12 protein-coding genes are annotated in these 14286 nt (G+C 58.7%); 2 read left to right on the plus strand and 10 right to left on the minus strand.

Annotated features, from left to right (window positions below; genetic code table 11):
* Positions 1–11: 11 nt before the first annotated feature.
* From Q0899_RS12280 to Q0899_RS12305, 6 genes are all read right to left on the minus strand, one after another.
* Positions 12–1109 (minus strand): mandelate racemase/muconate lactonizing enzyme family protein, encoded by a 1098-nt coding sequence (locus Q0899_RS12280; RefSeq protein WP_298294262.1) that lies wholly within the window; start codon positions 1107–1109, stop codon positions 12–14.
* A complete protein-coding gene (locus tag Q0899_RS12285; RefSeq protein ID WP_298294264.1) occupies positions 1106–2107 on the minus strand; it encodes an ABC transporter permease in 1002 nt (333 codons plus the stop codon). The genes Q0899_RS12280 and Q0899_RS12285 overlap by 4 nt, the downstream gene beginning before the upstream one ends.
* 2 nt (positions 2108–2109) lie before the next feature.
* Positions 2110–3102 carry an ABC transporter permease gene (locus tag Q0899_RS12290; RefSeq protein WP_299193120.1) on the minus strand — a complete coding sequence of 331 codons (993 nt, stop codon included), beginning with the start codon at positions 3100–3102 and terminating at the stop codon, positions 2110–2112.
* Complete coding sequence (locus Q0899_RS12295) at positions 3099–4625, minus strand: sugar ABC transporter ATP-binding protein (protein WP_299193122.1); 1527 nt, start codon at positions 4623–4625, stop codon at positions 3099–3101. The genes Q0899_RS12290 and Q0899_RS12295 overlap by 4 nt, the downstream gene beginning before the upstream one ends.
* Before the next feature lie 80 nt (positions 4626–4705).
* Positions 4706–5680, minus strand: a complete 975-nt coding sequence (locus Q0899_RS12300) for an ABC transporter substrate-binding protein (protein ID WP_298294273.1) — start codon at positions 5678–5680, stop codon at positions 4706–4708.
* A 51-nt stretch (positions 5681–5731) separates the two neighbouring features.
* Entirely contained in the window at positions 5732–7201 is a 1470-nt protein-coding gene (locus tag Q0899_RS12305) for an aldehyde dehydrogenase family protein (protein ID WP_298360721.1), read from the minus strand.
* 155 nt (positions 7202–7356) lie between these two features.
* Between Q0899_RS12305 and Q0899_RS12310 the strand changes: the two genes are divergently transcribed.
* Together Q0899_RS12310 and Q0899_RS12315 are read left to right on the plus strand one after the other, a co-directional pair.
* Positions 7357–8457 (plus strand): LacI family DNA-binding transcriptional regulator, encoded by a 1101-nt coding sequence (locus tag Q0899_RS12310; protein WP_298294279.1) that lies wholly within the window; start codon positions 7357–7359, stop codon positions 8455–8457.
* Positions 8454–10064, plus strand: coding sequence for a GMC family oxidoreductase N-terminal domain-containing protein (locus tag Q0899_RS12315; protein ID WP_299193125.1), 1611 nt, complete (start codon positions 8454–8456; stop codon positions 10062–10064). Before Q0899_RS12310 ends, Q0899_RS12315 begins: the two co-directional genes overlap by 4 nt.
* On the opposite strand, the gene Q0899_RS12320 is transcribed toward Q0899_RS12315, so the two are convergent.
* Genes Q0899_RS12320 through Q0899_RS12335 form a run of 4 tightly spaced genes read right to left on the minus strand, consistent with a single transcriptional unit; the run spans position 10061 to position 14183 of the window.
* On the minus strand, positions 10061–11044 hold the full coding sequence (locus tag Q0899_RS12320) for an ABC transporter ATP-binding protein (RefSeq protein WP_298360725.1): 984 nt from the start codon (positions 11042–11044) through the stop codon (positions 10061–10063). The two genes, Q0899_RS12315 and Q0899_RS12320, sit on opposite strands and share 4 nt — an antisense overlap.
* Positions 11037–12092, minus strand: coding sequence for an ABC transporter ATP-binding protein (locus Q0899_RS12325; RefSeq protein WP_298294289.1), 1056 nt, complete (start codon positions 12090–12092; stop codon positions 11037–11039). Before Q0899_RS12325 ends, Q0899_RS12320 begins: the two co-directional genes overlap by 8 nt.
* Entirely contained in the window at positions 12064–13203 is a 1140-nt protein-coding gene (locus Q0899_RS12330; protein ID WP_299193128.1) for an ABC transporter permease, read from the minus strand. Before Q0899_RS12330 ends, Q0899_RS12325 begins: the two co-directional genes overlap by 29 nt.
* The gene (locus Q0899_RS12335) at positions 13200–14183 is read right to left on the minus strand and encodes an ABC transporter permease (RefSeq protein ID WP_299193130.1); all 984 of its coding nucleotides are present in this window, start codon (positions 14181–14183) and stop codon (positions 13200–13202) included. The genes Q0899_RS12330 and Q0899_RS12335 overlap by 4 nt, the downstream gene beginning before the upstream one ends.
* Positions 14184–14286: the final 103 nt, after the last annotated feature.

Consider the following 14286-nt stretch of genomic DNA (forward strand, 5'->3'; position numbering starts at 1 on the left):
GATCTTGTCCTTTAGTCGGTGAGAATGTTAGCGGCCTCAAGTTTTGGCCAGTCGAAGGTAACCCCGGTGCCGGGCACATCCGGCGCAATCGCCAGATGATTTTCCACCACCAAAGGTCGGGTTGTGTAGGTGTCTATAGGGAAGGAATGCACTTCGATCCAGCCCGCATTCGGCCGCCCTGAGACGAGGCTGACATGCAGCTCCTGCATCCCGTGGCTGCAGATGGGCAGGCCGTGTTCAAGCGAGCGCTCCGCCACCTGCAGAAATCCGGTGATCCCCCCACAGTTGGAGGAGTCAGGTTGGATAAAGCTCAATTTGGACTGCGCAAAGGCATAGTCGAACTCATGGATCGTGTGCAGGTTCTCCCCCATCGCCAACGGCTGTCCGGTCGCATCCGCGATCTCGGCGTAGCCCGCATAGTCATCCGGGATAATCGGCTCTTCGAACCACATCAGGTCAAAGGGCTTGAAGGCTTTGGCCGCGGCAATAGCTTGCTCTGTCGACATCGAGTAATTGGCGTCGACCATGAAAGCCACGTCAGGCCCGATCAGGTCCCGCACCGCCGCGATGCGGGAAATGTCTTCCTCCAGCGTCGGCTGGCCGATCTTGATTTTCACACCATTGAAGCCGCGATCCAGGTAGCCCTGCACAGACGCAAGGAGCTTTGGAAGGTCAAACCCAAGGTCAATCCCGCCGCAATAGGCCTTGCATGATTGCGCCGCACCACCTGCCATCTTCCACAGCGGCTGACCTGTCCGTTTGCCCCGCAAATCCCAAAGCGCGATATCAACCGCGGAAATGGCGAACGAGGCGACGCCGCCGCGCGCGACGTAGTGCACATGCCATTGCATCGCATCATACAGCGCCTCGACATCCTCGCCATCCTGCCCGACCAAAAATGGGGTCAGGTCGTGCTCGATCATCGCCTTGATCGCGTGACCACCTTTGCCACCGGTGTAGGAATAGCCCGTCCCTTCGGAGCCGTCCTCCAACCGGACCGTGGCGGTGACCAGCTCGAAGAAGTGGTGGTCGCCATGTTTGGCGTCCACCAGCACCTCGGCCAGCGGCACGTGGAACAACCGCGTTTCAATTGAAGCTATCGAGGTCATGTTATTGCCTTCTTATCCGATCGTGACGTCATGACCTTGGCCTGAAACAGGATCACTGCAAAGAGGAACCCGCCCCGGATGACCATTTGCCAATACGCGCTGAAACTGATCGTCCCGCGCCCGTTCTCGAAGTTGAGTATATTGAACACCAAACCCAGCAGCAACGCGCCGGCAACGGTTGCGGGAACCGAGCCCAACCCACCGGTCAAGAGCGTCCCGCCGACGACGACCGAAGCAATGGCCGACAATTCCCATCCAATGCCCTCGAGCGGTTGGCCTGCGCCGAACCCCGAGGCCAGGATCACCCCGGCCAACCCGGCGCACCCGCCTGACAACAAATAGACGAACGCGGTCGCGCGATTGACCTTCAGGCCCATCAATACGCTTGCATCCGCCCCGCCCCCAATGGCCAGGACCGTGCGGCCCAACGAGGTTTTCTCAAGGACCACCCACAGGCCTACGATCACCACCAGGACAACCACGATGGACCACGGCAGGATGTTCAGCGCCTTCTCCATACCCATCCGCGTGAAGTTGGACCCCCAATCGACCGAGATGGTCTCCGCCCCGGAAATCACCAACGCACCGCCCTTTGCGCCAAGCATTGTCGCCAGCGTCGCGATGAAAGGCGGTATGCGCAAAATGATGATGCAAAAGGCATTGATGGCTCCAAACCCGATACCTGCCAGCACCGCGCCCGGCAGCGCGACCTGGATGCCATAGGGCGACAGATAGGCCGCTACAACCGACGTGAAGGCGGCAACCGATCCAACCGACAAGTCAATGCCCCCGGTCATGATCACAAAGCACATGCCAACCGAGATCACGATGAACATCGAGTTGTAATTCAGAAACGAGGTAATGTTGTAGGCACCGCCGAAATTCTCGTAGCGCAGGACGCCAAAGAGGATCAAAGCGGCCAGAGCGATCCACACTGCAGTGGATTGTGGATTGCGCGACAGGAACTTGCGGAGGTCGAATGCATCGGTGTCCAACATGGCTATTCCTTCCGCGCCTGCTGCAAGTAAACCGCAGCCAGAATGATGACGGCCTTGGCGATCAGGGCAACCTCGTCCTCAACGCCATTTGCCAACAACGTGTATTTCACCAGTTGGATGATCACTGCGCCCAGAATGGCTCCGAAAATTGGCGCCCTCCCACCTTGCAGCAGGGCGCCGCCGACAACTGCGGCGGCAATGGCGTCCAGCTCCATCAGATTGCCGTTTCTGGCCGCGTCCGAGGCCGAATTGATGGCCACGACAATCAAACCGGCCAGACCCGACAACACCCCGCAGATCATGTAGACGCCGATCTTGACCCGCTTGACGGGCCCGCCGGACAGCTCGGCCGCGCGTTCATTGCCGCCGATGGCCAGCACGTAACGGCCAAAGGTTGTGCGGGTCATGACCCAGAACAGCACCCCCGCAATGGCCAATGCCAACCACCCTTGAAAGGGCAGCCCCAAGATCTTGCCGGTCCCCAAATAGCTGAAGGACGGGTTCGAGAAGGTCTGCAAGTTGCCATTGGTCAGAACCTGAGCGATCCCGCGCCCGGAGATGAACAGGATCAACGTGGCAATGATCGGCTGCACCTTAAGCGTCGCAACCATCACCCCGTTAAACAGGCCGCACGCAATCGCCGCAAAAAGCGGCAAGATGATTGCCGCGGCAAGGCCAAGTGCGGGGTAGGCCTGGCCAAACTCTGACAGGAAAATCAACGGCGCGAGCGCGCCCGCCAATGCCATAATCGCCCCGACGGACAGGTCGATACCGCCCGTCGCAATAACCAACGTCATGCCCATGGCCACAATGGCGATCGTGGCAACCTGGCTAATATTCACAAACAGCGTCTGCATCTGGAGGAAGTTGGGCGTCACCAGAATGTTGAAGACGAGAATAACGACCAACGCGACAATCCCGCCGTTGTTGCGCAAGAATGGCCCCCAGGCAAAGCGTGCCTGGCGGGCGCTGAGTTCTGTGTCTTGAATGCTCATGCCGCTGCCCCTTCAGTATGGGCCAATGCCCTGACCAACGCATCCTCGGTGATGCCCGGGTTGGTCAGCTCGGTCACGATCCGGCCTTCGTTCAGCACGATGATCCGATCCGCCCCTTCGACGATTTCTTCAAACTCCGAACTGATCAGAACGACCCCCACGCCCTTGGCGACGGAGTCGCGGATGATTGCCTGGATTTCCCGTTTTGCACCGACATCGACCCCTCGGGTCGGCTCATCTAGTATCAACAACTCGGGATCAATGGCCAGCCAACGGGCCAGCAACACCTTCTGTTGGTTGCCGCCCGAAAGCTCGCGAATGGGCTGTTCCATATTGGAGGTCTTGATGCCCAGCGCCTTGATGTAGCTGGCCACCAACTCCTTTTCACGTGCCCGGTCAATTTGGCCATTCCGCGTAAGTTTTGGCAGCAGGGCGAGTGTGAGGTTTTCGCGCACGGACATGTCGGGGATAATCCCCTCTGCTTTGCGGTCTTCCGTCAGATACCCAACCCCCGCGCGAATGGCGGCGGCGGGTGTCTCAAGTGATCTGTCCTGGCCATGTATCCCGATTGACCCATTGGTCAGTCGGTCGACGCCGAATATGGCGCGCGCGGCCTCAGTTCGGCCTGCCCCAAGCAATCCGCCAAGGCCAATGATTTCACCGCGGTGCAACGTCATGTCGAAATCGTTCAGGCGTGGCCCGGTTGACACGCCTTGGGCCGTCAGCAGCACGTCGCCCTTTTCAGCATTTCCTGTTCCGGCACTGAATTCCGTCATGCCCGCTTGTTCGATGTCTTTGGCGTCGCGGCCCAGCATGCCGGCGATCAGTTCTAGTTTCGTGGTGCCTTCAATGGCCCGGCAATCGACGGTCCGGCCGTCCCTCATTGTTGTCACGCGGTCACAAATTTCAAACAACTCATCAAGGAAATGCGAGACATAGAGCACCGACACGCCGGCCTCCCGCAGGCCGCGCACAACACCAAAAAGCACTTCAACTTCCGAGGCGTCCAATGACGATGTCGGCTCGTCCATGATGACAAGGCGGGCATCCAAGGACACGGCGCGGGCAATTGCCACCAGTTGCTGAATAGCGGTCGAAAAACTTCCCAGCGGCGCGCGTACATCAATGTCGATACCGAACCGCGCCAAAATCTCGCGCGTGCGTCGGTGGGCTTCCTTCCAATCAATGAAGAGACCCAGTTTTTTGGGCTCGTAGCCCATAATGACGTTCTCGGTGACCGACCGCAGCGGCACCAGATTGAGCTCTTGGTAGATTGTTGCGATCCCGGCGGCCTGTGCTTCCCCCGGGCTGGAGATCGCACTTTCCGAACCGTTAAAGACTATTGTCCCACGGTCGCGCCGATAGACGCCGGTCAGGATCTTGATCAACGTTGATTTCCCGGCACCGTTTTGGCCGATCAGCGCATGCACCTCGCCCGGTGCAACCTCAAGCGAGGTCTTCGACAACGCGCTGACGCCGGCAAACGCTTTGTCGATCCCCGTCATGGATAATAGCTCTGCCATGTCTCCCCCCAATGGCTGTGACGTTCAGGTCACCAAAAAGGGCGCGGGCAGATGCCGCGCCCTTTGATATTAAAGTGACCTTAGTAGGCTTCGTCCACATGGTCAGCAGCGTTGTCTTTGGTGAAGATGCGGTCTTTGACTTGCACCCAATGCTCGATTTCTTCGCCATCGGCGTAGCGATTCATGACCTCGCAAGCCAGCGGCCCAAAGAACGGCGAGCTTTCCACTGTGACGCCCATCTTGCCATCAATGATGGCCTGAAGCGCGTCGCGGGTGCCATCAATTGACACGACCAGAACGTCCTCGCCCGGCTTGCGTCCTGCCAGTTCCAGCGCCTGAATGGCACCAATCGCCATTTCGTCGTTATGGGCGTAGACGATGTTCACATCAGGATGCGCCTGCAGCAGCGTCTCCATCACCTGACGACCCAAATCGCGGGCAAAGTCGCCCGTTTGAGAGGCCACAATTTCGAACCGGCTGTCGGCCGCAATTGCGTCATCAAAGCCGCTTTTGCGGTCATTGGCAGGCGAAGACCCGGTCGTGCCCTCAAGCTGGACAATAATACCCTTGTCGCCTTTGAAGTTTTCGATCGTCCAATCCGCGACGCGGCGGCCTTGGTCGATGAAATCGGAGCCAAGGAAAGCCACGAAATCCTCGCCAGGCTTGGCGGCTGCCGGGTCAACCGAACGGTCCACCAGGAAGGTCGGAATACCAGCGGCCTTGGCTTTTTTCACGGCCGGGATCAGTGGCTTTTCTTCGCGAGGCGGCAGGAACAAGACGTCAATGCCCTGCGCGATCATGCTGTCCACATCAGCGACCTGCTTGGCAGCAGAACCGGCCGCATCGGTGGCAATCAGATCCCAGTTGCACATTTCTGCGGTGTCATGAAATGACTTCGTTTCCGCAATCCGCCATGGGTTGTTCGACTCCATTTGCGAAAAGCCGACCTTGTAGCGGTCTTTCTTTTCCAAAGGCGGCAGCGATTGACCCATGGCCATCGACCCGACACCAAGGCTCAGGGCTGTTGCAGCCAGAAGCAGCATTCTACGTTTCATAGTTTTTCCTCCACTAAAGTGCGCCTTCTCTCTCCCGGCGCGATTTCGGGGTTACCCCCAGTTCAAGTAAGTCGTCTGTTTGCGCAAATAGCCGTCAAAGCCGTATTTGCCGTCCTCTCCTCCAAGGCCGGACTGGCCCCAACCCGTGTGAAAGCCCTGAACTGCCTCGCCATTGCTGCGATTCAGGTAAATCTCGCCGGATTTGAGCGCATATGGCGCCTGCGCGATGCGCCTGGCGTTTTGTGTGAACAGATATGCTGAAAGACCGAATTCGGTGTCATTGGCCAATGCGACGGCCTCGTCAAAGCTGTCCACGCGCTTTGCTGCGACAACTGGTCCAAAGATCTCTTCCTGAAGCAACGGCGACGCGTTGTCGGACACTTCCAGCACTGTCGGCGAAATCCAATGGCCTTTGTCATAGGCCCCGCCCTGCAAGCGGCCGCCTTCCAGCAAGACCTCCGCGCCGAACGCGACGCCGCGTGCAACGATCTCCTCGATCTTGGTGACTTCGGGCCCGCTTACCTTTGGCCCCATATCCACTACACCCATGGGGTCGCCAATGCTCAGGGCCTGGCTTGCAGAAACAAACTTATCCAGGAATTCGTCAGCGACCGCGGAATGCAAATACATGCGTTCATTGCAGGTGCAGATTTGGCCGCAGTTGGTGTAGCGCGCCGCGACCGCGGCCTCGACGGCTGCGTCGACGTCGCCATCTTCCATAACGATGAATGGTGCTTTGCCACCAAGCTCAAGCCGTATGACCTTCAAGCTATCCGCAGCGGATTTGCTGATTTCGCGCCCGGCCCTCGTGCTGCCCGTCATCGTCACCAATGACGTGTTCGGATGTTCAACCAGACGCTGGCCAACCACCGGCCCGCGACCTGTAACGACATTGAACACGCCTCGAGGCAAGCCAACTTTTTCCGCCAATTCGGCAATTGCGAGACCTGACAAAGGGGTTATCTCATGGCTCAACAGCACGAACGTGTTTCCTGCCACCAAGGCAGGTCCGAGCTTGCGGGTGGCCAATGCCGCCGGGTAGTTCCAGGCCGTCAAACCTACGATAACCCCATAAGGATGACGGCGGATGTGGATTTCCTCGGAAGGGTTGTCAGAGGTAACAATGTCCCCTTCGATTCTGCGTGCATTCTCGGCCGCATAACGAAGGAAAGTGATCGCCGCACCAATCTCCCCGCGGGCCTGATCAAGTGGTTTTCCCTGCTCCAACGTGACAAGCGTCGCAAGTCGTTCGAGGTCCACGTCCATCGCCGCAGCAAGCGCATTCACGAACCCTGCGCGTTCGATCGCGGGGCGCGCCGCCCAGCCCGGGAAGGCCGCATGCGCCGCGGCAACGGCAGCGTCAGCGTCGTCGGTCGTGCCTTCAGGGATGTACGCAATTACGTCTTCGTTGGAAGGGTTTTCGACCTCTATCAGCGAGTGGTTTTGAGGTGGCAACCACTGCCCGTCAATGAACATGGCACCGGCCAAGGGGAGGTCATCATGTGTCTGGGCGGTCAGCATCAGGGCCTCGCAAAACTTGGGCCACAGCAGCGTGGCGAGTCGTACAAATGGATAAATAATATATTACCTTTGTCAATTAGTAATATTAGTAATATCGTTTCATTGTGGAATCGAAGGAATTGATTTAGGACACTACCCGAAGACGGGGGAGCTACATGAAAGACGATGCCGCGCAGCCCAAGGGCAATGACAAGAAGAAGGTGAATGGACGGGTAACGATGCGCGATATCGCGCGCCGCGCCGGCTGCTCACAGCCAACCGTCTCATTTGTCTTGAACAACAACGAAACAGCAAAGATTTCCGAGCAGACGCGCGCGCGCGTGCTCGATGCCGCACGTGAATTGGGGTACAAAGCCGTCTCCCTGCCGTCAAAAACTCAGGGCAAAAACCCGGGCTATATTGACGGCCCCATTGCGTTTGTAATCGATACGCTCGCCACAAGCCCTGAAGGCGTCCACGCTTACGACGGCGTCCTCGAGGCGGTGAAGGCAACTGGGAATGTGGTGCTGCTGGCCGAGACGCGCAATGACCCCGTACTTGAGCCAAAAACCTTGCAATATTTCATCGACCAACGGGTCTCGGCGATCATATATGCCTGCGTTTTCACACGTCAGGTAGAGCTTCCTGAAGTGCTGCGCGAGACAGATATCCCGGTCTTTTTGCTGAATTGCTATTCCGATGACATGTCGCGGCCCGCAGTCGTTCCCGGTGAAGTCGCGGGCGGCCACACGGCGACAAACGCGCTGATCAACGCCGGGCATACAGATATCGGCGTCATTACCGGCGAGCCGTTCATGGAATGCGCCTCCGGGCGGCTGACTGGCTACCGCAACGCGTTGGTATCAGCGGACCTTCCCTTTCGCGAAGAGCTGGTGATCGAGGGCAACTGGCTGCCAAGTTCGGGGTTTGAAGGCACCAAGAAGCTGATGGCCTTGCCCAAGCCACCAACGGCGATCTTCTGCCAAAATGACCGGATGGCTGTGGGCTGTTTTGAGGCCTTGAAGGAAATGGGGCTGTCCATCCCCGAAGACGTTTCGGTTATTGGCTATGACGACGACGAAATCGCACGGCACTTGTCCCCCCCACTGACATCGATGAACCTGGCCGACCGGTCCATGGGACGGTGGGTGATCGACCAACTTTTCCACGGCGCACTGGGAAACAACCGACACCCGCTGACAAAGCTGGAATGCGAGCTGATAGAGCGCGACTCGATTGCTGCACCCAAGCGGTCTGCCGCGCCTGCAGGCGGATGACCCCGCAATACGATCACATTGTGATTGGGGGCGGTTCGGCCGGTGCCGCGGCGGCCGCCGGCCTTGTGAACGCTGGGGCGAAGGTGCTTCTGCTTGAAGCCGGCTACTCAAACCGACATCCGCTTCTGGATATGCCCCCAGGCATTTTCAAGATGATCAACGGCTCGAAGTTCATGCGCTACCACAAGACCGAGGCACAGCCGCATTTGGATGGCCGCGCGCATGACATACCCCAAGGCAACGTGCTGGGCGGCGGGTCCTCCGTGAATGCCCAAGTTTACATGCGCGGCAGGCCTTCGGATTATGACGCTTGGGACGATATGCTGCGGGGAACAAATGACGGCGTCGGATGGGGCTGGGACGAGGTGCTCCCCTACTTCCGGGGCATGGAAGGCAACAACCGTTTTGCAAGCGATCTGCATGGCAGCGAGGGTCCGGTTCTTGTCTCCGACCCTGGGCATATCAACGACATGTCACGCTGGTTTGTGCAGGCGGTCCAGCAACTGGGCGAGCCATTCAATCCCGACTTCAATGGACCCACGCAGCGCGGCGTCGGGTTTTACCAGTTCACCAACCGGGCTGGTCGGCGCAGCTCTTCCGCCTACGCGTTCCTGACCCCGCTGGAAGGCAACCCAAACTTGACGATCAAGTTGCAGGCGGAGGCCGCGCGGATTGAAACCAAAGACGGGCGCGTCACTGGGGTTACCTATCGCGACAAAAGCGGCGAGCATTCCGCAAATGTTGACGGCGAGGTTATCTTGGCCGCGGGCGCATTGGTGTCCCCCAAATTGTTGATGCTGTCAGGCATCGGCCCCGAGGCGCATCTTGACCAGCACGGGATTGACGTCGCCGCACCGCTGCAGGGCGTCGGGCAAAACCTGATCGATCACCCCGAGGTTCCGGTAACAGCCTTTGCCAATGGACCGTATGGCTATTTCAAGCAAGGCAACGGCTGGCGCATGTTGCGTAACGGCCTTCAATTCAAGCTGTTTGGAAGCGGGCCTGTCACTTCCGCCGGGGTCGAAGCGGGGGCGTTTGTAAACCCGTCGGACCCAACCGCCGATCCGACAATTCAGGCTTTTTGTGTTCCAATCGTTTACCTGGATCGCGATGCGTTGGAAGAGGTCGAAGATGATTACGGGCTGACTGTCACAACAGTGGTCGTTAAGCCAACGTCGCGCGGTGAAGTCCGCCTAAGGTCGTCAGATCCCTTCGTGATGCCAAGCGTGTCCCCAAATCTGCTGAAGTCCGAGGACGACATGGCTGAGATGATCCGGGGGCAGCGCTTCTTCCGCCGCGCGTTTGAGACCAAACCCCTGTCGGATCGCATCCGTAAGATCGTCATCCCCGAGGGCGACGATGACGAAACATTACGCGCCCACTGCAAGCGTTTCGTGAAGACGAATTATCACCCCGCCGGAACCTGTCGGATGGGGGCCGATGGCGATCCCATGGCCGTGCTGGACAGCCGTTTGCGTGTCCGCGGCGTCGAGGGGCTGCGGGTCTGCGATATGTCTGCCGTTCCCGATATCAACGCGGGCAACACCAATGCCCCGGCCATGATGCTGGGCGCGCGTTGCGCTGACCTAGTTTTGGAAGACGCCTAAACGTCACCTGCAAAATGGCACAAGACATCGGTGCCATTGATGTTTTTCATCGGCGGCATTTCGGCGCGGCACAGATCCGTGACATGTGGGCAGCGAGACGCAAATTTGCACCCCGTTTTGGCAACCGCCCCGTCGCTAAGCGACTTGCGGTTCTGCCCACGTTTGCGCGCACGCGGATCAGGAATTGGCACGGCGCTCAACAACGCTCGGGTGTAGGGGTGTTTGGGATTTTGAAACAGCTCGTCGCGATGAGCCAGCTCAACGATTTGGCCAAGATACATAACCGCAATCCGGTCGCAGATATGTTCTACCACCGCCAAATCATGCGCGACGAAGATGTAGGTCAGGTCGAACTTTTCCTGCAGGTCCTGCATCAGGTTCAACGTTTGCGCCTGAATAGAGACGTCGAGTGCGGAAACAGCCTCATCCGCAATGACCAGCTCCGGCCCGGTCGCAAGCGCGCGGGCGATCCCGAGCCGTTGCCGTTGTCCACCGGAAAATGCGTTCGGAAAACGCATCAGGAATTCCTTTGGAAGCCCGACCTGCTCCAACAATTCGCCCACTCTGGTCGCCAGTTCCGCACCGCTCAGCCCCTCGGATTTGCGCAAACACTGCCCAACCAGCTCAACCACTCTGAGGCGCGGGTTCAGGGAGGATTGCGGGTCCTGAAACACCATCCGCACGTCGCGCCAAATCTCGGTCAGCAGCTTCCGGTTTGCGGTCACCAATTCGTCAGGCGCCCGACCAGTACGATGCAGCGTGATGCGCCCTGATGTGGGGTTGAGAACCCGCATGATGCAGCGCCCCAACGTGGTTTTGCCGCTACCGCTTTCGCCAACAATGCCGAAGGTCTCGCCCCTGTGAACGTCAAAGCTGACATTGTCGACTGCGCGCACGGTGTCGGTCGGCCCGCCAAAGAACCCGCCGCCAATGGGGAAGGTCATTTGCAATTCGCGGACTTCCAGGATGGGTTCAGACATCGGCGGCCTCCGTCGTGGAATGCAGATGACAGGCTACCGCGCTGTCGCCAACCTTTTGCAGCTCCGGCTCCGTCACGTCGCAGACGCCCGCAATCACATGGTCACAGCGGGTTCGAAACGGGCAGCCGGAGGGTCGCGCAAGCGGGTGCGGCACCATCCCCCGAATGGCAGGCAGCCGTGCGCGGCGCGTTCCGCCAATATGAGGAACTGATTCCAGCAAGGCCTGCGTGTATGGATGCTGCGGGTTTTCGAAGATCGAGTATACATCGCCCTTTTCGACCACCCGCCCCATATACATCACGGCAACGTCTTCGGCGACTTCGGCCACTACGCCAAGGTCATGGGTTATCAACATCACACCCATCGAAAGTTCTTCCTGCAGTTCGGCAATGAGATCCAGAATTTGCGCCTGGGTGGTCACGTCCAGCGCTGTGGTCGGCTCATCGGCGATCAGCAGTCTGGGTTGGCACGACAACGCCATTGCAATCATCGCGCGTTGCCGCATGCCGCCTGACAGCTCGAACGGATATGCCTCGAACCGCTCCGCCGGCTTCGGAATGCCGACCTTGACCAGCATTTCAATGGCCGCCTCTTTCGCCTCCGCCTTGCTCATATTGCGATGGAGCAGGAGCGCCTCGGTGATTTGTTTGCCGATCTTTGTGATCGGCCCCAACGAGGACATCGGCTCCTGAAAGATCATCGCAATGTCTTGCCCCCGCACCTCGCGCAGCGCTTTGGAGCCCGGCCTGGCCTCAGCAAGATTGACCGTGCGCCCGTCCTCCGCCCGATAGATGATCGAGCCTTCGACGATCCGCCCGGGCGCGTCCACGATGCGCAGGATGGACCGGGCCATGATGGACTTACCGCAACCGGATTCACCCAGAATACAAAGTGTCCGATTGGCATAGACATCCAAATCGACCCCCTCGACCGCCTTCACCACGCCGTCATCGGTGAAGAAGTGGGTCTTCAGCCCTCGCATCTCGACCAATGGCGGGCCTTCGGGTTTGGCAATCGCGTCAATGGGCATGTGGATCAGCGGCGTCACGAAGGCCGTCTCCTAGAAAGTTCAGGGCGAGCACTGCGACGACGATGGCGCAGCCGGGCGCGATCAGAAGCCAAGGCGCCTCGATGATTGTGCGGATGTTCTGCGCCTCTTTCAGCAACGTACCCCATGAGACGATGGGCGGTTGAAGCCCGATGCCAAGGAACGACAGGGACGTTTCGGCAAGGATCATCAAAGGCACTGCAAGCGTCAGTGACGCAATGATATGGCTGGAGAAGCTCGGCACCATATGTTTGCGGATCACCTCCCAATCCGACAGGCCGTCAAGCCGGGCGGCGGTGATGAAGTCTTCCTTGCGCAGCGACAGAAATTTGCCCCGCACTTCCCGTGCTAGGGAGGTCCAGCCGATCATCGACACAATCAGCGTCACCACGAAATACGTCCTCAGTGGCGGCCAGCCCAACGGAATGGCGGCAGCCAGCCCCATCCAAAGCGGGATTGTCGGGATGGAGCGGAGGAATTCGATCACGCGTTGAATAACGTTGTCGAGCCAGCCACCGTAATACCCCGAGATGCCGCCAAGCGACACACCGATGAGCAGCGAAACGGCGACCCCGACCAACCCGATCGACATGGACACCTGCGTGCCAATGATGATGCGGCTTAGAATATCGCGGCCCAGCCGGTCAGACCCCAGCAGGTAGAAAACGTCATCAGGGTCTTTCGGGCCAAACAAATGGCGGTCAACCTTGAACATACCCAGCAGTTCGTATTCGTGGCCCCTCACGAAAAATCCAAGCGGCATGGTCTTGTCCTCACGCACCTCGTAGCTGCGGCGCATGGTAGCCTGATCCACCTTCATCTTCAGCGCTTTGGCATGCAGGTGGAACCGTCGGTCGCCATTGGCATCGGTGTGGAACAGGTGGATACCCTGCGGCGGCACAAAGATACCACGGCGGTTGGTTTCGTCATGCGCTTCCGGCGCAAAGAAGTTCCCGAACAACGCGAGGATGTAAATGAACACAACCAACCAAAGGCTTACATAAGCTACCTTGTGACGCCTGAACTTGCGCCACATCAGGGCCCAGGGACCCAGCAGGACCGGGACCATTGGCGCGTCTTGAATGTCCGGGTGTGTGTCAGCGCTGCTCATTGGTAACGTATCCTTGGGTCAATCCATGCCAGCAGCAGGTCCGAGATTAGGGTGCCCAGCACGGTCAACAGGCTGACAATAAGAATGAGTGAGCCGGCAAGGTACATGTCCTGCACCAGCAAGGCGCGCAGCAAAAGTGGCCCCGTCGTGGGCAGGTTCATGACGACTGCAACAATGATTTCGCCAGACACCAACGTGGGCAAAATCCACCCGATGGTGGACACAAACGGGTTTAGCGCCACCCGGACCGGGTAGCGCATGAGAAGTTGAAACTCCGACATGCCCTTGGCGCGCGCCGTCACCACGTAGGGGCGGTATAGCTCGTCCAGCAGATTGGCCCGCATGATGCGGATGAGGGCAGCGGCACCCGAGGTGCCAACCACGACGATCGGCATCCAGATGTGTTTGAGCAGGTCGACGAACTTGTCCCAGCTCCATGGGGCGTCAATGTATTCGGGGCTGACCAGCCCGCCGACGCTTTGGCCGAAATACTTGAAGGCGACATACATCATCACCAGCGCCAGCAGGAAGTTCGGAACCGCAAGCCCGACGAAGCCAAAGAACGTCGCCACGTAATCGCCAACGGAATACTTCCGCACGGCGGAATAGATCCCGATCGGCAGGGCGGTGATCCAGATGAACATCAATGTCAGGATCGAGATACCAAAGGTCCAACCAAGCCGGTCCCAAATCAGGTCATTCACAGGGACATTTTTCTCAAAGGAAATGCCAAAATCCCAATGAAACAGGATGCCCTTCATCCATTTGAGGTACTGCACGTACATCGGCTGGCCGAGGCCGTATTGATCGGCCAATGCCTGCCGGGTGCCTTCGTCCAGACCGCCTGAATCCGCCAGCTCCGCGGCGAGCGTGTCCAGGTAATCCCCCGGCGGCAGCTGGATGATCGCAAATGTCACGACCGAAACCAGAAAGACGGTCGGGATCATGTAGAGAATGCGACGGATTAGAAAGTTCAGCATGGCCCGATCATCTGTTGCAGCACGTGCAGTATATAGCCAGAAGCGGCGAGAGAGGAGAGCAGCGCCAAGGGAGGAGATGGCGCTGCTCTGTCACTTACGGGCC

The organism is uncultured Litoreibacter sp. (genome assembly GCF_947501785.1).
Taxonomy (GTDB): Bacteria; Pseudomonadota; Alphaproteobacteria; order Rhodobacterales; family Rhodobacteraceae; genus Litoreibacter.